Below are 18919 nucleotides of genomic sequence, written 5' to 3'. Positions count from 1 at the left end.
AATTCTTTGAAGCTAGGAACTTTTTGGACGACATTACGTTGGAAAATCCTGATCCTCTTTTCGCTCTCCAGCGTGGTGTCAGTAATCACGGTGACATGCTTTTCTATAGCAGTCGTGAATGTGCTGATACGACGAGAGAGCGCGTACCTGATTGAGGAACGAATTAAGGTTATCGTCGAAAGTCGCAAGGGGCTTGTGGATCCGGTTCTCGACAAGATGCAGGGATGCCAGTACGCCTCCGATTCCGTCGCCTCTACAGCCTTCACCGAACAGTTGAATGCCGCGTGGCCGGGGAGTCAAAGCATCGTTACCATCCTGTCCACGAATGCCCTCAACAACGCTCGTCCGGTGTGGTTTGACGCCCCGTCCTTCGCCGGTGTTGTTGAAGATCGGGACAGTCTCGAAATCCGCTTCATGCGTACTGCGAAACGCAAGGACTGTTTCGTAAGGATTCTTGTCAGAATTCCTCTCGGTGAATCGTTCTTAAGGCAATTGTCAAACGCCTCCGGTTTAGAGATCGTAAACAGCAAGCCCGTGCTGCTGCGTCCGTACCGGAGCGATGAGGGAATTGCTGGAGAAATCAAAGCCAACTTTATGCCTGGTTCGTCGCGGCCGGTTCCTGTCGTAGTTGTTGCGCGGAATTGGGAGACCGGAGCATCAGAAAGCTGGGTGATCTGCCAGATTCGGCCCAGCTATGCACGGACCATAGAGGACCTTAGCCGTATGGGTTTGCGTAGGGCATCCTGGGTTTCTCCTCTGATCACCATCGCCTTCGCCCTGGGTCTCGCGTATACGTGCGGCCTGTGGTTTTCTCTCCGCCTGAGCAAACGCATCGTCACTGTAATTGACGCATTGAGTCATGCTGCGCATCTCGTCGGAATGGGTGATTTTTCGATCAGGATTCCGCTTACCGAACACGACCAACTGGGGTCACTCGTAGCTTCGTTCAATGCAATGACCTCTCATCTTGACACTCAGTACGAGCAGGAGAATCAACGTATCGCTCTGGAGCGAGATATGTCATTGGCCCACGAGGTACAGCAATATCTTTATCCCCGCTCTGCGCCCGTCGTATCAGGCGCGACGGTGTGGGGCAGCACCACACCCGCCCGTATCGTGAGCGGTGACCTTTATGATTTCTTTTCCTGCAGCAGCAGCTCGGTTGGCCTGCTCTGCGCTGACGTTAGCGGCAAGGGAATGTCGGCTGCATTGATGATGGCGCATCTACAGGCAGTCGCACACGGCAGAATGCTTGCGCTAAATCAACCGTCCGCGCGGCCCTCCCCTTCCTCCTTCGCCGCACTGCTCAATCGCGATCTCTGTGGACGTTTTGGCGACAACCGATACGCCACCATGTTTTACGGAGAATATGACTCATGCAGTGGACTGTTACGGTATGTCAACGCCGGCCATTGTCGACCCATCTTCCTCTCAGAGGCCGGCGAAGTCACGGCGCTCCCGAATGGTGATTTGCCAATAGGTCTATTCGCGGACGCGCTCTATCAGGAGTTTCAACTCACGGTATCTAAGGGTTGTACCATCGTTGTGTACAGCGACGGATTGATAGACGCGCTGAATGCGAATGGGGAGGAATTCGGTGAAGAGAGGCTGGGAGACTGCTGCAGATCCCTGCCGAAGGGAGCGACGGCACAAGAGATCTGTGCACACCTATCCCAGTATCTTGCCGAATGGTCAGCGGGCGTGGAACAGTTCGACGACACAACCATTCTCGTTCTGACAGTGGACTGAAGCTTTAGACTTCAGTGGATTGATTCTTTCGAAACATGGCGATCGGAGAACTCAGTGCGCAAGCGCCTCGTTTTGGATCTGCGCGGAGAGTAGTCTGAGCCTGCCGTGCGAAACTCAGATCATCGATGCTATCTCTATTAGCGAAAGACCTGCGGAGGTTGAGGACCGTGCAGTTCCCGGTCATTGGGAGGGCGATCTGCTCGCAGGCAGCAAGAACAGTCATATCGCCACCCTGGTGGAACGTCATTCGCGTTTCGTCATGCTCATCAAAGTGCCGAGTAAAGATATAACCGCGGTCGTCGCCGCGCAGAGCAAGCATGTGCTTAAACTCCCGCCGATCCTGCGGCGCTCGTTGACCTGGGACCGGGGGCACGAGATGGCCAAACACAAGAGCTTCACGGTGGACACGAATGTAAAGGTCTACTTCTGTGACCCGCAGAGTCCATGGCAGCGCGGCACCAATGAAAATACAACGGCCTGCTAAGACAGTACTTCCCTAAGAAGACCGACTTGTCCGTCCACACTCAAGCCCATCTCAACAAGATCGCGCTGCGTCTCAACCAACGCCCGCGAGAGACCTTGGGCTTTCAAACGCCGGCGAGTAAACTGCAAGCCAGTGTTGCATCGACCAGTTGAGCCCGCCTCGTTTTTCCGGAACTGAACCTCACCTGTTGCCGCTTGCTTCCGCTAAGTCGACTTGTCGGCACTAATCTGGCGTCGGTGAGCGCATTGGCGATTTAGCATCAGTCAAACGGAAGCGCGACCTGGCGAAGGCTATCCGTGCCAGCTCATCGCTGGGTGAACCAGCCAGATGTGGACCCAATTCTGCAGTTCATGGCTTCGCTACGATCCCTTGCGCTTCTACAAGAGATGAAATAGGATTCCTGTAGAAGTAAACAGGGTGGAACATGATGAACGAACGCATCGATCTTCCGCAGGGCACATTGGACCTGCTCATTTTGAGGACCTTGGCGCTGGGACCGCAGCATGGATGGGCGATCTCGGAGCGGGTACAACAGGTGTCGAGTGATGTGCTGCAGATCCAGCAGGGATCGTTGTATCCGGCGCTGCACCGCCTGGAGCGACGCGGCTGGATCAAGTCCCACTGGGGCACCTCCGACAACAACCGCAAGGCTAAGTTCTACGGACTTACCCCTGCTGGCAAGAAACAACTGGCTGTTGAAACAGAGAGCTGGCGGAAGCTGACCGTCGCAGTCACCCAGATTTTAGAGAGTGCATGAGGTAGCGCTATGCTGAATGATCTATGTTTTAGCCTTCGTGCCCTGTTCCGCCGCAATGTAATGGAAGCGGAGTTGGAGCAGGAAGTCCGCTTCCACTTCGAACAAGCGGTGGAGAAAAATCTCCGTGCCGGGATGAGCCGTGAGGAAGCGATGCGCCGCGCACGGCTGACGTTTGGCGGCCACGAGCAGGTGAAAGAAGACTGTCGACAAGCGCGCGGGACAGGTGCTCTCGAAAGCTTCTGGCAAGATATCCAGTACGGATTTCGCGTTCACCGCAAAAGTCCTGGCTTTTTTATCATTGCGGCATTGACGTTGGCTCTTGGCATTGGAGCTAGTACCGCCGTCTTTAGTGTAGTGAACACAATCCTCTTGAGATCGTCGCCCTACCCCAATGCCAAGCGGGTTGTGGTGCCATGGCGCGTGGCACCGATCGGGTCAGCTTGGAATACCGGCAACTTTCCTTGGGGAGACAGGGAGTTTGTACAGCTGAGCAAGACCGGCACTGCATTTCAAAACCTGGGTACGTTCAGAAAAGATAACTTCAATTTAACCGGATCGGCCAACCCCGAGTATCTGGAAGGCGTTCGTGCCTCTTCCGGACTTTTTGCCACGCTGGGTACGGCCCCGATCCTGGGACGCACCTTCACCGCGGAGGAAGACCGGCCCGGCCAGGCGCTGGTCGTCGTCCTCAGCCATCGTCTGTGGAAGTCTCGCTTTGGTGGCGACCCCAGCGTTGTCGGCAGCACGATCCACCTCAGTGGCCTTCCATACACGGTGATCGGAGTCATGCCTGCCGACTTCACCTTCCCCAACATGGCAGGGATGCCGGCAAGCATCGATCTGCCCAGGGAGACTCAGCTTTGGGTGCCGCTGGCACTTCCCGCAGTACCCCCCAGGGGACCGAGCGATCTCAGCATTATTGGAGAGCTAAAGCAAAACGTGAGCCTGGCACAGGCGCAGCAGGATTTGCATGCCTACGATCGCCGCTGGTTAGAATTAAATCCCACACTGAAAGGCTGGTCCTCGGACGCCGTTCCTTTGGCGAAACAAGCCGTCACAGACACCCGGCGGCCCCTGTTGCTGTTGTTCGGTGCGGTGTGTGTGGTGTTGTTGATTGCTTGTGCAAACGTTGCTGGACTGACACTCAACCGTTCCCTCGGGCGGCAAAAAGAATTTACCCTGCGCGGAGCCCTGGGTGCGCGGCGTAGCCGGCTCGTCAGCCAACTGATGACGGAGAGTCTGCTGGTGGCGCTGACCGGAGGCATATTGGGAATTTTGCTCGCCGAAGGCAGCCTGTCTCTGGTGAGGCACCTGGGACCAGAGAGCATTCCCCATCTTCACGAGATAGGTCTTGACCTGAGTGTCTTCGCGTTTGCGCTCGGCATCACGCTCCTTACAGGGGTTCTCTTTGGTTTAGCGCCAGCCTTTGGAGCTACGCGAATCAATCTGGTTGAGGCGTTGAAAGAAGGAGGCCAACGATCAGGGGGAAGCGTATCGGCGCCAAAGATTCGCAATGCGTTGCTCATCTCACAGGTCGCCCTAGCGCTGGTGCTGGTGGTTGCAGCCGGTTTGCTGGCTCGTACCTTCTATCACATGATCAACGCGAATAGCGGCTTCGATGCTACGCACGTTGTCACCTTCGAAATACCGCTGCCGGCCACGAAATATAGCGACACGGATCGGATGGCGCAGCTATATCAACAAGTGCAGCAGCGGCTCCAAGCGACCCCAGGGGTACAGTCTGTCGGCTTCGCTTCGGTTGTTCCCATGGCGGGCCCATCGGATTCCACGGAAATCCGCATCCCGGAGCACCCAAGCACGGATCCTGCGCAGAATCCCGTAGCAAATTACTTATTCGTTTCACCTGGCTACTTCCATTCCATCGGTGCGCCGTTACAGCGCGGGCGCGACATCAGCGATGCAGACAACCTCACCTCTGCACCGGTGACCATCATCAACAGTGCCATGGCAAAGAAATACTGGCCTGGAGAAGATCCTATCGGCAAACAGGTGGGGGTTGGGTCGACCAGGTATCCGGTACGGACGATCGTCGGCGTGGTCGCGGACATCAAGCAAGTGTCCGTGCGCGAAGTGCCGGCCCCAGCTATGTTTGTGCCCTATACCCAGAACGAGATCAGGACATGGCCTTCGATGCCGACCTTGCAATATGCAGTTCACACGAAGGTCGATCCAGACTCCATAGCCGGCAATATACGGGAGGCGGTCCATTCCGTTGATCCGGATTTGCCTCTTGCAAACTTCGCGACGCTCACCACGCTGGTAGATACGTCGCTCAGTGCCGACCGTTTCGCAACGCTTCTCCTGAGCGCCTTCGGCGTGCTGGCGCTCATCCTGTCTGCGATTGGCATGTATGGTGTCGTGTCTCACTCGGTGATGCAGCGCACACCGGAGATCGGTATTCGCATTGCGTTGGGGGCTCGACGGCATCAGATCCTTGTCATGATGCTCGGACAGGGTTGCCGCCTTGCCGGCGCAGGAATCGCGATTGGACTGATTGCTGCGTTGACGACTACTCAGCTGATGACGCGCTTCCTGTATGGGGTCCAGCCGACAGATCTAACGACGATTAGCTCGGTGTCGCTCCTTCTGCTGGCCGTCGCTCTACTGGCCTGCTATATTCCCGCCAGAAAGGCAATGAAAGTAGATCCCATGATCGCGCTGCGCTACGAATAAGGACCATTAGCGACTGGCGCGCCTGTCAGGGCACGAAGAATATTGCCGCTTGAACTTCAAATTGGTGCTTGAGGCGCCCCCCAAAGTGGATGATCTGACCAGCGATCAGACCCGACAAGCTTGGTTATTGTCCGCGAATTGGCTGCCAGTCAACTGGTGCCAACAGGCCAAAGCGCGTTTCCACAGAGTCGGCACCTTCAACCCTGGAAACGCGCCTCGGTGATTTTGCATCAATCGAGAAAATGGCCGGTAACTTCCGGATCGCCGACGATCCAGGATGAAACCCAATTATCCTCTCTGCGGTACTGGAACTGCGTGGTCTGAGGCGAAATCAGTCCGGTGGTCCAACTGCACCTAATGCCTGGCCTGCACAAATGTTGCCAGATCATTCAAGTCCTTACCCGCTCCATCCGGAACCGCCCCGAGCTCTTCTGCCGCAACATGTGCGCGATTCACCCAGAAGGTAGGATAGCCGAACCACTTTGCGCCCACCGCATCCCAGCCCCCAAACGCAGCAAAAGCGATCTCTTCTTTCCTCAACGCAAAGGCGCCCATCGCCATTCCGTAGGCCCGAGGATCAGGCTTGAACACTCTCACCCGATCAGTACTCAAGTGATCTTCAAAAATCCCCTCAAGGCCGGAGTTCTTCACAGCCTGATCCAGCATCGCTGCAGTAAAGTTCGAGAGGAAGGCCATCCGCATTCCGCTGGCCTTCAAACCCTTCAGCGCCACCAGTGCATCCGGCCACGCCTTCAGCTCAAGGTAACTTTGCATCAGCCGGTCGCTGTCTGGCTTCGTCAGCTCCAGCTTCAAAGACCTGCAGGAAAAGACTAGCGCCTCCACTGTCACCTCGCAGAAGTCAACATATTGCCGCCCCACGGTCCGCAGCCATGTGTACTCAAATTGCCGCGTTCGCCATAGGGCACTCATCTCTTCCCCGCGTCCAGGAAAGACTCGCTCGGCCAGCGCCGCGACAGGCCGCACATCGAAAACTGCCAACCCATCGAATGCAATTGCCTTGATCTTGGCCCCGGGCACCGCTGCTATCACAGGTTCTGCGTAGAGCGCTGCCGTCGCCGCTCCTGCTCCAACTAAACTTACAAAATCTCGTCGGTTCAATGTCGTTCTGACTCCCGCAATCTTGGACGAACACCACCGCCGGAAGGCGAGCCTGCCGCCAACGGCGTCGATTCGCGAAGGACTCGGTGGCGGAGTTAAAGATCCGAAGGTTGCGCAGCAACTAGCCGATTGTTTCCGAGTCACGGATTAACCGGAAGTTGGGCCTCATTTGGTGACAACAGCCCAATGCACTCATTGGCAGGCTCAGACTACTCTACGCGCAGCTCTGAAACGAAGCTCTTCGGAATTATGTTCTCGTATCTCCATATTTCGAAAGAAGACTCTATAAAGCCCCGGTGTGATCAACTCGACTCCCAACTCTTCGAAGCGGAATACTTCGCTGATGAAGATTCTGTTCTTGTGCCAGCTAAAGTCCCCGCTATTGTTGACTCGTCGAAACTGGAGCCCCTTCGGGTACGTGAACTCCAGCAACTTGCGCGGCAGTCGTATCGCGCTGGGGATGTAAAGACTTGCGGGAACTTGGTTGTTTAGCCCCTCATGCGGGCGCTCGTTGTTGAATACGTAGCGGAAGTTATCAAAGCGGCTCTGCTGTGTTCGAAGGGATGCCGCAGGTGGTTTGGTCGTGTCCTCCTCCAAAGTGCGATGCATCCGCTCGTGGCGGCCGTTTTGTTGCGGCCGACCCGCTTGAATGCGCTCGTGCACGATCCCGAGCTTCATCCATCCGAGCGAGAGCCTCGACAGCCCCAAGAGCCCGGTGCCCGCAAACGGTGCGCCGTTGTCTGTTCTGATTCGCGCTGGCATCCCATACTCCCGCATCGCTGCTTCGCAGATCGCCCGGACCTGGCTTAGATCCATGCGCGAGACGATCTGGCAGCGAATCAAATAGCGGCTATGCGCGTCCGTGATGGTGAACGGATCCGGGAGTTGCTGTCGCCCGATCATCTGGCGACGATCCAATTGCATTTTTTCGAGGGATTTACTCTGGAAGAAGTTGCAGAGCGTCTTGAGCAGTCCATGGGGAAGGTTCGGCACCACTACTACCGCGGGCTTGAAAAGCTGCGGATGCCGGCTTTCGCGAGAAAATTGCGGTCAAAGTGAGCAGAATCGTGGAAAATGGTTGCAACCAAGAAGCAGAGGCAGCGCCGGTGAATCACTCCCATGAATACTTCATCGAGTTGTGCGCCCTCTCGACTTCAGGAATTCTGAGTGAGGACGAGTGGAAGCAACTCAAGGAGCATCTGTCTCATTGCGCCAGCTGTACGAAGCTCAAAGCAGAGTATGAGCACGTCCTCGTGTCCGCTATCCCAGCGTTGGCATCAGACCTGATAGGCGAAGACGACGAAGGTTTTCTATCGGCAAATTGGTCAATCGATAAAGCCGAGGCATCGCTGATGACCGCGCTCGATCGAGAGAACATCACAACGGACATAGGCGTGGCACCGGCATCACCCGTTCGAAAGGGATCTTCGCACTGGATCCATCCTATTGCAGCGCTTTTCCTCATAGCGTCGGCGTACGTCGGATATCGGATCGGTGTTCGTCAATCCCATACCGCGGCCTCCTCTGTTTCCACATCGCCGGTAGCAATTAACCTTGCGCAAGCCGATGGTCCATCCGCTAACAAGGCGTCTCCTTCCGGTAAGACGACTGAGGATCAGCTTTCAAGAACGGCTGAGTTGCAGCATCAGCTGGAAGCGAAACAGTTGGAACTGTCTAAGCTGCATGACCAGAAGAGTCAGTTGGTGACCGACTGGTCCGATCTGCTTTTCCAGTAGCTCTTCCTTCTCCAATACACCGCGCGTGAACCCCCGGAAAGCAGTCGGTACTCTCGGTTGCGTCGGGGAGTTCAAATGTCCATCGGAAAGCCGAACTGTCGATGTGCGTCCCCGTCTTACCCCGATGCATTTCAGTGATTGAGAAATAGGTCTTTTCATCCCAATGCGGCTCAGAATTGTCATAGTACGAGAGCGTGTCGAGTAACTCGTGCATGGTCATGCCATATCTCGCTTCGAACTTTCTTTCAATCACCCGCATCGTGGTACCTAGTTCTCGAGCCAGGACGTGAAGGCGAAGTTCAACATGTCCGTGATACGTGACAATCAAATTGTGAATCACCACAGTCAATTCGAGGCTCGCGGAGCTGTTTTGAGGGCGATGCGCTGCGTCGCGCAGAACTCGAATTGTCACCAGGGCCTCCCGTTCAACCGCAGAGAGCGTGTGGCTCCGCGGGACGGGTGGATTCATAGATCGCTTTCCATATGGCGATGGCGCGCAACTGAAGACATAAACCGGATCTCGACCAATTGGTGGAAATAAATGCAGGGAAGCATGCGTGCCTCAAATCGCGAACACTCTCAAGTTCTGGTGTCACGCTATGGGCGAGAAGAGAGTAAGTACAATCAGCTTTTGGAGCATTGCTATTCCAAACGGGAATGACGAAGATTAGCGCGACGCCAACGGGGAGTTGGCATGTCTGAGGGGGACGTAGGTAGGTCATACACTGGGAAGGGAAGTGATTGAGTCTTAATCTCTTGGCGACGAGGAAAAGTATTTGCCTGATTCGCCTTCGAAGTGGAAAGGAAAGCACGCCGCACTTACAAAATAGCTCTGCCTCATAAAGTCCGGATCATTGGGCGCTTCAATTGGCCATGACTCATGATCTTAGTAGCTGCGGCAAACTCTTTTTGGGATGTGGTCCTACTCCCCGACCGCCATTGAGTAGACGACACCCATCGCCGCCTGCGTTCACGATACCCTCCCGTTAGAAAGAGGAGGTTTCATGTGGAAACGACGGTACCGGTCAAGTAGGGATGCTGGCCCGCGAGCTCGGAGAAAGACGAGGTTTCCTTCGAAACGCTTCTCATCGATGATCGCTCCGGCTTCGAGCGAGGCAAGGATAGTGCCTTCAGATTGCGGGAGCCGAAAGCTGGTCTCGACGAGCGCGTCGACCACAAGCGCGGCATCGATGGCATTCAGGAGTTGTTCAAGGCCAGTGTGCAGAAGCGAGGAGACAAGAATCGCCTCGGGATCGTTCGAGAGGTGGACGAGTTCCTGGGCCGGGACGAGATCTGCCTTATTTAAAACGTGGACGACCGGCTTAGTTGAAACGGCTAGCTCGTTCAGGACTCTTTCAACCTGAGCTTTCTGCTCTTCCCGGATGGGGCTGGCGGCGTCCTGGACGTGGAGAAGAACCTCAGCCCTCTCGACTTCCTCAAGCGTGGCACGAAAGCTCGTAACGAGTGCATGGGGAAGGTTGCGGATGAATCCAACCGTATCGGAGAGAAGGATCTTGCGGCGGGAAGGGAGTCGCAGCTGACGGAGTTTAGGATCGAGGGTGGCGAACATTCGGGCCGACTCGAGTACGCCGGCCTCGGTAAGCGCATTGAAGAGAGTACTCTTGCCGGCGTTGGTGTAGCCCACGAGGGCGACCACAGGCACGGGGACGGCCTCACGTCGTTGCCGTTGCTGATGGCGGATGCGGCGGACGGCGTCGAGCTGGGTCTTGATGTGGTCGAGGCGCAGGTTGATTTTGCGGCGATCGGTTTCAAGCTGGGTTTCACCTGGGCCGCGGGTTCCGATACCGCCACCAAGTTGCGACATAGCCCGACCGCGGCCGGTAAGACGAGGTAGCTGGTACTCAAGCTGTGCGAGTTCTACCTGGAGCTGGCCTTCACTGGTTTTGGCATGGCGGGCGAAGATATCCAGTATGAGCTGCGAACGGTCGATGACATGGCAGGGAAGCCGGGCCTCGATATTGCGGAGCTGTGAGGGGGTGAGATCGTGATCGAAGAGGACAAGTGACGCATTGGTGCTTGCCACAGCGCTAACAATTTCATCGAGCTTGCCCCGGCCGACGAGGCTGGATGGATCGGGTTTTTGACGCCTCTGGACTAGGATCGCGGCGATGGTCGCACCGGCGGATCGCGCGAGTTCTTCAAACTCTGCACGGTTGGCATCGAAGTTTAGGGTCGAGGCCGTATAGTTCGGGAGATTTTCTTCTCCGACGACAACGGCGGCTGCGGAGCGGGCTAGTCGGGCGGCTGCGGTAAGCTGCTTGCGCTTGCGGAGTTCTCCGGTGAACTCGACCACGACAAGCACCGCAACTTCCTGTTGAGTCTGTGAGGTGCGAAGCTCGCGGGCAAGAAGCGCTTCGTCTTGAGCCTTACTTGCTTCGACGAGACTTTGACGGACTGTCTTTCCGCGATTCCGGCGTGATTGCGCTTGATCCGAAGCGGCTTCAAGCGACGACTTCTTACTGTTCAAATTTGTCTCAATTCAGGGCTGAGTTTCCGATCGATTATCCCTGATGATACTGAATGACCAGCATCATTGGGCTCACAGCTACCGCATCTTCCCTTCTCGAACGCTTATCATCATGAACTGCATAACGAGCGTCTCTGAGAGGGCATCAAATCTGAAAGTAACGGTTCCATTTTAGGTGCGACGAATTCCTCTGTTTAGTGGTGTGGATGCTGAACAGAGTCGCGAACGCTGCATCGAAATCCTCAATCACTGTTCAGGTATCTAGAAGGATCCACCACTCTACGTCGCAGTGGTTCTCGCGGCCATCATGGGACGATTGGATCGTTGGAATGATATTGCCGTTTTGCCGACTAGTTTGTGGCATAATGGCATAGGAGATCTTTTATGGCTGTTCAGGTGGCGGTGATCGCAGAGTGGCTCGGTGCAGAGCCCAAGAGTGACTTCGATCTTGCTCAAATCGTTCGTAGAGGATTGCCCCTGAATACCCAGGCGGTCTTGCTCTCTCATGGCCTCACAAAGGATGAGTTTCACTATATTGTGATTCCTCTTCGCACTTTCCGTCATCGTAAAGAACGCCTCAATAAAGGGCAGGATGAGATGCTCTCCGCCGATGAATCGGACAAGGCACTACGAGCGGCTAGGGTACTTGCGCTTGCCGAACGAGTTTTCGCCAACCGGGATAAGGCGCTCGCATGGATGCGAAAGCCGAAGAAACGGTTTGAGGGCGAAACTCCTATGAAGATGCTCCAGACCGAAGCGGGGGCACGGCTGGTTGAACAGATGCTGATCCAGGTGGATGAAGGCATGTTTGCCTGATGGTTCTGTGGAGAATCAGCAACTATGCCGACCTGTTGGGGATCGGCGCGATGGAAGCCTCAGCGCGATGGCACACCGCAGGGCGGCCGGTTGTCTACCTGGCGGAAAATCCATCGTCGGCGCTGCTCGAAGTTTTCGTCCATCTTGAGGCGGATGAAGAAGATCGTCCTGACACCTATCAACTGTTGAAAGTAGAAGCGGACGATGGCATCGCGTCCGAATCGGTTGATCCATCATCGCTGTCGCCCGGTTGGAGAAGCAATGAAACCGAGACTCGCAGGATAGGCGATGATTGGCTGGCACGGGGTGAAACCGCTTTACTGAAAGTTCCTTCCGCAATTACGCCAGAGACTTGGAACTGGGTCCTCAATCCCCGCCACGCTCAGGCAAAACAAGTTGTCATCGCTCGCGGCGAGAAGCATCCTTATGATTCGCGACTCTTCCGCTAACCTCGTTACTACAATCCACATTTTGCGCGCGACGCTTTGCCAGAAAGCTCTCCTGAAACCGACAGCTCAGCACACAATTTACGCCCTTTCCCCTTCGGAGGCGGTCTTCAGCCCACCCTCCGCTTCTCGACGAGGGCAAAATCGCCAATGCACTCACCGGAGACCGGGGCTAGTACCAATGTCGGCTTCGTCAGCTAACAGTAAAGTTCAAAGAGTGAAGATCAGCGAGGCAACAGCCCTCATCCGGACTCCGATGATTGAATGGACGCGACCCCAGTCTTGGTGCGATCTCGGTTGTGGCAGCGGAACGTTCACAATCGCGCTAGCGCAAGTCGTTAGCTTCCGGCAGCACAATCCATGCAGTCGATCTTGACCAGGAGGCGCTCAAAGCAATTCCGGATCAGTATCGCGGAGTCGCTATTCGTAAAGTGTTGGGAGATCTTCGGAGCTCTAGCCTCCGCCTTCCCTCCGTGAGCGGGATTTTATTGGCGAACTCCCTTCACTTCATTCAGAACCAACACCTGTTCCTGACAAGGCTCCTATCGATCACGGATCGTTTCCTGATTGTGGAATACGAGCGATCCAGGCCGAGCCCTTGGGTTCCATATCCTGTCAGCTTCGAGAGGCTCTTCGAACCCTTCGGCGAGACAGGCGTGACGCGTGTAGAGAAACTGGCAACGCGGCAATCGCGGTTCGGTGGAACAATGTACTCGGCCTTTGCCGAACGGTCAGAGTAAACGATGATGAGATCAATTGACCGATCCGACGCGTCCGATATGCGCGTTTCTCGTTACTTATCGCCTTCGATAGGTTCGAGGCCAAGAACCAAAAGAATCGCCGCAGTAAGGAACCCATTGCGCAGAGGTCCTTGCACACTCGTTCTTTGTAAAGAGAGACCCGTGGTCAAGGCCATAATGATGTCGGCAAGATCCTCTGGCTCGGATGGAGGATTCCGATCAAGCTTAGCGAACAGCTTGGCAATCAATCCAGCCATGGTGTCCACATGAGTGCGGTGCAGCTTGGCATAAGTCTTCGCGAACGTTTTATCTCGGCAGGCTTGCAACTGAAACTCAGCTGAAAGTAAACCGAAGTCAAAATCAGAGACACGACTACTTTCAGAGTTGCGGATCAGTGAGACAAGTTCGGACGTAGGGACGTCCTGCGCAAGAAGCTGCGCCAACGTATCAATCTCGCGCCGCTTATGGGTGTCGAGAAGCTCCAGGAAGATAGCTTCCTTGCTCTCAAAATTGGAGTAGAACGCTCCCTTGGAGTAGCCTGCGCTCTCCGCGATCAAATCGACGGATGCGCCCTCATAACCGCCTCTTGCAAACAGTTGTGCTGCTGAATCCAGAAGCTTTGTTCTGGTTTCGAGCCGGCTCTCCTGGCGGGTCAATCTCTGCTTGATCGCTTTAGGCACGATTTCAGAATAACGCACGAAAACTATTTGCAACCGAAATACCATACGGTATGTCTATACTACATAGAATACGATAGCCGGGTGCCCGCGCTGCGAATTCATGTACGAATCAAGCAACCAACGCGAGGAGTTTTATGGCAAAGACAATTTTGATCACGGGTACGTCCAGCGGTATTGGACGGGCAACCGCGCTTTACTTCGCCCAAAGAGGCTGGAATGTGGCGGCGACCATGCGCGACCCGAGCAAGGCCGATCCCGTGCTTCAACATCCGCGGATCAGTCTCTTCGCGCTGGATGTGACGGATGCAGATTCGATTGCACAAGCGATAGCCGACACGATGACCCGTTACCAGAAGATCGATGTGCTGCTCAACAACGCAGGCTACGGCTTGTTCGGGCCGATCGAAGCGCTGGCAGATCAGCAAATCCAGCAGCAATTCGCGACCAATCTATTCGGCTTGATTGGCGTTACGCAACAAATTCTTCCAGCCATGCGTCAAGCGGGTGAAGGCCTGATCATCAATGTCTCTTCGATTGTGGGCCGTTTTGCCCTTCCGTATGCCTCGACGTACGTCGCGACAAAGTTCGCAGTGGAAGGTCTTAGCGAATCGATGCGCTACGAGTTGGATCCGTTCCGTATCCGCGTCAAGATGGTCGAACCCGGCAGCATCGCTACCGAATTCGGCAAGGGCAGCAAGCAGATAGCCGTGAGTGACCCGTACCGGGCAAGCATGAATAAATTCCTGGCTGTATTCGCAAAAGGAAATTCCGCAGGGGCCAAGCCAGAAGAAGTGGCGAAGGTTATTTACCGTGCTGCGAATGATTCGAACAATCGGCTACGTTATCTCGCCAAGCCCGGGCCATTTTTCTGGATGAATCGATTCCTTCCGGATGCTGCATGGCGACGGTTGCTGGTAAAAGCAATGGTGAAATAGAAAGAAAGTTCGACGATGAAGATACTGTTATTAGGTGCCACGGGTCTAGTGGGGAAGAATGTATTGGCGCAAGCTCTTGCGCATTCTGCCATCACAGGCGTAGTCGCGCCCACGCGCCAACAATTGGCGCCGCATCCAAAACTCATCAATCCTGTCTCCGATCGCCTGGGGTCACTGCTTGGCGTAACCCAGGGAGTTGACGGCGTCGTCTGCGCGCTGGGAACGACGATCGGAAAGGCTGGTTCCAAAGAGGCATTTCGCGAAGTAGACTATGTGCTGCCCTTGGCATTCGCGCGATCTGCACATGAATATGAAGTGGAGACTTTTGTCCTCGTGTCGGCGAGCGTTGCCTCTGTCGGCTCTGCGGTGTTCTATCCAAGAATCAAAGGCGAGATAGAGCGAGACATCGAGCTCGTGGGATTCAGATCACTCACCATCGTTCGACCGAGCCTCATCGGCGGAGAGCGGGACGAACCGCGGTTCAGTGAAGGCGCTGCACTGCGATTGATGAGCGTCCTTGCCCCGATTCTCCCAAAGAAGTTTCACGTCAATCCCGCGCCCGCAATCGCGGCGGCAGTCTTGAGTGCTGTCACGACGGCCGAGCCAGGCCGCCATTTTCGTTATGCCGAGAGCCTCGTCTAACGCGTCGACGATGAAGACGCGATGTGGACGGCTTCTCTAATCTTTTGTTGAGGTTCTCACTTTTTATGACAAATGCAGGCGCCGCTATGACCCCAGACACTCTCTACAGACTTGCTCCACCGCTGATCGCGCTACAGTTTGCCGCATTCGGATGGCGGGTGAATCGAGAGATCAACCTCGGCGACAGCGGGAGGGCGACTTGGATACCAATACCGGACGTGCTCAATATCATGAGCCTGCTGGCGACAGTCATTTGTCTGATTGTGGTGCCGATCGCGACAGACTCATATTTCTGGCTCTCGCGAGTGGTCCTGGGAGCCGGTTATGTACTGATTGCCTTCCATCCGTTCACCATGGCAGCGCATTACCGCCTTTGGAGTAGAGACGGTAGAAACAAATACGTCACAGCTGGGAAAGACTATCCATATGCGACGGGCGAGGAGCTTGTCTCCTCGTCGCTTTCTATTATCCTCGCGGTCTTAGCTGCCACTTATATTGGGACGCACTAGACCAAATAGAACTCTGCAACGTTGCCGCGTCGATTGCCGCGCACATGATCGGTCCCCGATAAATGGGATGAGCAGGTCTTTCGAAACGGAGAGAGACTATTCCCATGAAGAAGCCAGGGCAGCACCTCATCGCTGAAGTTCCACGCAGGCAAGCCAAGGTTGAGATGACGATCGGCATTGATCTTGGCGATGTCTGGAGCCATTACTGCACCCTCAACCAGGACGGAGGAGTGGTCGACCGTGGCCGCTTCAGGACCACTCCGAAGGCGATCGAGAAGTGGTTCACCGACGTGGCTCCAGCGCGGGTCGCGATGGAGGCTGGGACACACTCGATCTGGATCAGCGCACAGCTGCAGGAACTAGGACACGAAGTCATCGTGGCGAACGTCCGCGAGTTGCGGGCGATCTCGCACAGCGACCGGAAGAGCGATCAGGTCGATGCTGAGAAGCTGGCGCGTTATGCTCGGCTTGATCCGAACATCCTCCGGCCTATCGCCCACCGCACCGTCCAGCAGCAAGAGGCTCTCACTCTGGTTCGTGCGCGAGCTCTGCTGGTGCGACTGCGTACGCTGCGGTGAACGCCGTTCGTGGTCTGACGAAGTCCTGCGGCTATCGTATGCCGGCCTCCGCCACAACCTGCTTTGCTCAGCGCAGCCTCGCCGTTATGCCGCCTGGACTGGCACAGGCGCTCGGCCCGGTGCTCCAGCAGATCGCGGACATGACGCTGAAGATCAAGCAGTACGATCGGCAGATCCAGCAACTCGGCCAGACCGAGTATCCGGAGACGCAAGCTCTGCTGAAGGTTCACGGCGTCGGCCACCTCACCGCCCTGACCTTCGTGCTGACGCTCGGCAGCAAGGAACGGTTTGGGCGAAGTCGCGATGTCGGTTGCTATCTTGGCCTACGACCTCGTCGAAGTCAGTCCGGAGACCATGATCCTCAACTTGGCATCACCCATGCCTGTAACGCATACCTCCGAAGTCTGCTGATCGAGTGCTCCAACCACATCCTCCGACCGCACGGACGAGATTCTGCGCTTCGACAGTGGGGTCTGCACTTAGCTGCTCGAGGTGGCAAGCAGGCCAAGAGCAAGGCCATCGTTGCCGTCGCGCAAGTTGGCCGTGTTGCTTCATCACCTCTGGAGCACCCAAGAGCCGTACATGCCGTTCTACGAACAAGCAGCCTGAGAGATCAACATGTTTACCCGTTGCGACGACACCGTGTTCCGATGACTGCGAGCCGACTTCGGCCTTCGAGGCCGACCGATAAATGGCAGCATCGACTCTCCTCTCGAACCCCAACCTGCACCGAGCTTGCATCAAGACAGCTCATCCAGAGTGCGAATAGAAACACGGTGGAGAGCAACGAAACCAAGAACAATAACAAAAGCAAAAGACCTATGAAGGAAAGAGCAAAGAACGAACCTTGACACCAGTGACCTGCTCATAGAAACTCGGCTTGTAGGAAGTGACCGAGAGAACATATGGTCTCAAGACCATTTTCGGAAGTGATCTCAGACGGTTCAATTTTCGCTGAACTTCTGTCTTCGGTTGCCGACATACACGGGAGAGCCTCTGCGGACGGTCCGCAGACCCAACCCCGAACGGACATCATGAGTTTGTCTGCGTTGCCCGCGCTTAACGTCGCTCAGAATTCACTCTTCAACGAACTTGCCCAGATCAATAACAGCGTGACAGCCAATGCGGCCAACTCCACTGTCCTGGCTTCATCACCTCAAGGTAGCGCTGCGGCATCGGACCCCAGCTCGAGTGGCGGCTAATCAACCGATCCGTTCGCAAACGATCTGGCAACGCTGCTCAAATCCTTGGGCTCGGGCGATGTGAACGCTGCCAAAGCCGCACTGACCAAAGTGGAGGCTGATCTCAAGGCCGACACATTTTCGGCATCGTCGCAGCCCTCAAATTCTTCAACGGAGAGTGCCTCAGGCTCTCAATCCTCCAATCCGCTATCGAAGTTGCTTCAGCAATTGGGTACCGCTCTCAACTCTGGAGACACCAGTAGTGCCCTGCAGGATTTGAGCAGCTTTCTTCTGAATACTGGTCAGGCATCTGGCTCTGCTGTCAACGTATCTGTGTGATGAAACGAGAGAGAAATTATCTGGTTCTCCGACGAAGAGGGTGCGACATTAAGTCGACCCTTGATCGGGGTCCCTAAAATCTGCATAATCAATTTCTGCGGTCCGAGCGTTCCGGGTTCATACACGGCTGGCGTCGTGCTTCGTACTCGATCTTGTCGCTTGTGGCTTCGTCCGAGGAGACGAAAACCAGAAGTTGGTGGAGCTTCCCGAATTGAACTTGGCAAAGAATGACTCGAACGAATTGATCTCCGCGAAAGGGCCCTACTAGTAGACTCACAAGCATGTTCTCTTTCCGTATCATTACGCGGGCAACCGCTTTGATAGTCTTTTTCCCGGTCGTTACACGCCTGGCGGCCAAAGGACAAGACGGCCCGCTTAGGTGTGGGGACAAAATCCAAGCCGTCGCGCTTTATTCACCAGAGTCTAACCTGGAAAGAAGCGAAATGGACACCCTCAATTCAGCGACGGCCTCGGTCGATATCGCGATGTATAGTTTCACGGACCGTCCGTTGGCTGAAGAATTGGTTCGGCTCTCACGACATGGTGTGCGGGTGCGAGTCTATCGTGACTGGAGAGAGTATGAGCAGGAAAGACAACGCGGATCTTCGACGACGGAGATTCTAATTGCCGGTGGCGTTGAAGTTAGAGTCAAATCCTCGCAAGACCTAATGCACTTCAAAAGCTACGTCATCGACGGATGTGCACTATGAATCAGATCCGAGACTGGCAAAACTGTTTGAGTCCCGATTTTCAGCAATGTGGGAGCGATCGACAAACTTCCTCCCATCGCGTTCGCAAAATTGACTTCAGTATCCAAGGCTCTGCTAGCTTCGCACTTTACTATTTCTTCTGAACGGCCTGATTGCAGGGGATTTAGGTCATACAGGGAGGGGCAGATTGTCAGCTTTTCGACTGTCGCCTGGTTAAGCTGCCCGGTGGATCTATGTGCAGAGGGATGCGAAGCTAGTTCAGGTCAAATCGAAATCTGGATTCCCATCATTCCCTCACGGAATGCATATCTTACGC

The 18919-nt window shown here is 55.3% G+C and carries 18 protein-coding genes and 1 pseudogene; 15 read left to right on the top strand and 4 right to left on the bottom strand.

Annotated elements, in window-relative coordinates; all coding sequences use genetic code 11:
• Window positions 1-6: 6 nt before the first annotated feature.
• From RBB76_RS00095 to RBB76_RS00080, 4 genes and pseudogenes are all read left to right on the top strand, one after another.
• Window positions 7-1749: a PP2C family protein-serine/threonine phosphatase gene (locus RBB76_RS00095; RefSeq protein ID WP_429634814.1), complete on the top strand. Its 1743-nt coding sequence runs from the start codon at window positions 7-9 to the stop codon at window positions 1747-1749.
• Between the two features lie 115 nt (window positions 1750-1864).
• Window positions 1865-2385, top strand: a pseudogene (locus RBB76_RS00090) (IS30 family transposase); the annotation flags it as partial.
• Window positions 2386-2657: 272 nt separating this feature from the next.
• Entirely contained in the window at window positions 2658-2990 is a 333-nt protein-coding gene (locus RBB76_RS00085) for a PadR family transcriptional regulator (protein WP_429634737.1), read from the top strand.
• Window positions 2991-2999: 9 nt separating this feature from the next.
• A complete protein-coding gene (locus tag RBB76_RS00080; RefSeq protein ID WP_433963492.1) occupies window positions 3000-5684 on the top strand; it encodes an ADOP family duplicated permease in 2685 nt (894 codons plus the stop codon).
• A gap of 354 nt (window positions 5685-6038) precedes the next feature.
• On the opposite strand, the gene RBB76_RS00075 is transcribed toward RBB76_RS00080, so the two are convergent.
• Together RBB76_RS00075 and RBB76_RS00070 are read right to left on the bottom strand one after the other, a co-directional pair.
• Entirely contained in the window at window positions 6039-6803 is a 765-nt protein-coding gene (locus tag RBB76_RS00075; RefSeq protein ID WP_433963491.1) for a haloacid dehalogenase type II, read from the bottom strand.
• A gap of 204 nt (window positions 6804-7007) precedes the next feature.
• Window positions 7008-7796 carry an integrase core domain-containing protein gene (locus RBB76_RS00070; RefSeq protein WP_429634914.1) on the bottom strand — a complete coding sequence of 263 codons (789 nt, stop codon included), beginning with the start codon at window positions 7794-7796 and terminating at the stop codon, window positions 7008-7010.
• Between RBB76_RS00070 and RBB76_RS00065 the strand changes: the two genes are divergently transcribed.
• Together RBB76_RS00065 and RBB76_RS00060 are read left to right on the top strand one after the other, a co-directional pair.
• Complete coding sequence (locus RBB76_RS00065; protein ID WP_429634916.1) at window positions 7746-7862, top strand: hypothetical protein; 117 nt, start codon at window positions 7746-7748, stop codon at window positions 7860-7862. The genes RBB76_RS00070 and RBB76_RS00065 overlap by 51 nt on opposite strands.
• Before the next feature lie 47 nt (window positions 7863-7909).
• The gene (locus tag RBB76_RS00060) at window positions 7910-8539 is read left to right on the top strand and encodes a hypothetical protein (protein ID WP_429634913.1); all 630 of its coding nucleotides are present in this window, start codon (window positions 7910-7912) and stop codon (window positions 8537-8539) included.
• Window positions 8540-9509: 970 nt separating this feature from the next.
• Here the strand turns inward: RBB76_RS00060 and hflX are convergent.
• Complete coding sequence (gene hflX, locus RBB76_RS00055) at window positions 9510-11027, bottom strand: GTPase HflX (protein ID WP_429634912.1); 1518 nt, start codon at window positions 11025-11027, stop codon at window positions 9510-9512.
• 384 nt (window positions 11028-11411) lie between these two features.
• Between hflX and RBB76_RS00050 the strand changes: the two genes are divergently transcribed.
• Window positions 11412-11843: an antitoxin Xre/MbcA/ParS toxin-binding domain-containing protein gene (locus RBB76_RS00050; RefSeq protein ID WP_429634911.1), complete on the top strand. Its 432-nt coding sequence runs from the start codon at window positions 11412-11414 to the stop codon at window positions 11841-11843.
• Entirely contained in the window at window positions 11843-12292 is a 450-nt protein-coding gene (locus RBB76_RS00045; protein WP_429634910.1) for an RES family NAD+ phosphorylase, read from the top strand. The genes RBB76_RS00050 and RBB76_RS00045 overlap by 1 nt, the downstream gene beginning before the upstream one ends.
• Window positions 12293-13082: 790 nt before the next feature.
• Here RBB76_RS00045 and RBB76_RS00040 read toward each other — a convergent pair.
• Window positions 13083-13727 (bottom strand): TetR/AcrR family transcriptional regulator, encoded by a 645-nt coding sequence (locus tag RBB76_RS00040; RefSeq protein ID WP_429634909.1) that lies wholly within the window; start codon window positions 13725-13727, stop codon window positions 13083-13085.
• Between the two features lie 116 nt (window positions 13728-13843).
• On the opposite strand from RBB76_RS00040, the gene RBB76_RS00035 reads away from it, so the two are divergent.
• From RBB76_RS00035 to RBB76_RS00005, 7 genes are all read left to right on the top strand, one after another.
• Complete coding sequence (locus RBB76_RS00035) at window positions 13844-14644, top strand: SDR family oxidoreductase (RefSeq protein WP_429634908.1); 801 nt, start codon at window positions 13844-13846, stop codon at window positions 14642-14644.
• Window positions 14645-14659: 15 nt separating this feature from the next.
• The gene (locus tag RBB76_RS00030) at window positions 14660-15286 is read left to right on the top strand and encodes an NAD-dependent dehydratase (RefSeq protein ID WP_429634907.1); all 627 of its coding nucleotides are present in this window, start codon (window positions 14660-14662) and stop codon (window positions 15284-15286) included.
• An 86-nt stretch (window positions 15287-15372) separates the two neighbouring features.
• The gene (locus RBB76_RS00025) at window positions 15373-15795 is read left to right on the top strand and encodes a hypothetical protein (RefSeq protein ID WP_429634906.1); all 423 of its coding nucleotides are present in this window, start codon (window positions 15373-15375) and stop codon (window positions 15793-15795) included.
• Between the two features lie 104 nt (window positions 15796-15899).
• The gene (locus RBB76_RS00020) at window positions 15900-16373 is read left to right on the top strand and encodes an IS110 family transposase (protein WP_433963490.1); all 474 of its coding nucleotides are present in this window, start codon (window positions 15900-15902) and stop codon (window positions 16371-16373) included.
• A complete protein-coding gene (locus RBB76_RS00015; protein WP_433963489.1) occupies window positions 16370-17224 on the top strand; it encodes a transposase in 855 nt (284 codons plus the stop codon). Before RBB76_RS00020 ends, RBB76_RS00015 begins: the two co-directional genes overlap by 4 nt.
• Window positions 17225-17407: 183 nt before the next feature.
• Window positions 17408-17575, top strand: coding sequence for a hypothetical protein (locus RBB76_RS00010; protein WP_429634233.1), 168 nt, complete (start codon window positions 17408-17410; stop codon window positions 17573-17575).
• Between the two features lie 761 nt (window positions 17576-18336).
• Complete coding sequence (locus RBB76_RS00005; protein WP_429634231.1) at window positions 18337-18603, top strand: phospholipase D-like domain-containing protein; 267 nt, start codon at window positions 18337-18339, stop codon at window positions 18601-18603.
• Window positions 18604-18919: the final 316 nt, after the last annotated feature.

It is taken from the genome of Tunturiibacter psychrotolerans (genome assembly GCF_051013365.1).
Lineage (GTDB): Bacteria > Acidobacteriota > Terriglobia > Terriglobales > Acidobacteriaceae > Edaphobacter > Edaphobacter psychrotolerans_A.
Note: the sequence above shows the minus strand (reverse complement) of the source record. Positions and strands in the feature narration are given on the sequence as shown.

Excerpts from the sequence above, each read along its gene's own strand:
- RBB76_RS00025 (WP_429634906.1), top strand. The coding sequence starts at position 15,373 with ATGACCCCAGACACTCTCTACAGACTTGCTCCACCGCTGATCGCGCTA.
- RBB76_RS00005 (WP_429634231.1), top strand. The coding sequence starts at position 18,337 with ATGGACACCCTCAATTCAGCGACGGCCTCGGTCGATATCGCGATGTAT.
- RBB76_RS00010 (WP_429634233.1), top strand. The coding sequence starts at position 17,408 with ATGAGTTTGTCTGCGTTGCCCGCGCTTAACGTCGCTCAGAATTCACTC.
- RBB76_RS00035 (WP_429634908.1), top strand. The coding sequence starts at position 13,844 with ATGGCAAAGACAATTTTGATCACGGGTACGTCCAGCGGTATTGGACGG.
- RBB76_RS00080 (WP_433963492.1), top strand. The coding sequence starts at position 3,000 with ATGCTGAATGATCTATGTTTTAGCCTTCGTGCCCTGTTCCGCCGCAAT.
- RBB76_RS00030 (WP_429634907.1), top strand. The coding sequence starts at position 14,660 with ATGAAGATACTGTTATTAGGTGCCACGGGTCTAGTGGGGAAGAATGTA.
- RBB76_RS00020 (WP_433963490.1), top strand. The coding sequence starts at position 15,900 with ATGAAGAAGCCAGGGCAGCACCTCATCGCTGAAGTTCCACGCAGGCAA.
- RBB76_RS00050 (WP_429634911.1), top strand. The coding sequence starts at position 11,412 with ATGGCTGTTCAGGTGGCGGTGATCGCAGAGTGGCTCGGTGCAGAGCCC.
- RBB76_RS00045 (WP_429634910.1), top strand. The coding sequence starts at position 11,843 with ATGGTTCTGTGGAGAATCAGCAACTATGCCGACCTGTTGGGGATCGGC.
- RBB76_RS00085 (WP_429634737.1), top strand. The coding sequence starts at position 2,658 with ATGATGAACGAACGCATCGATCTTCCGCAGGGCACATTGGACCTGCTC.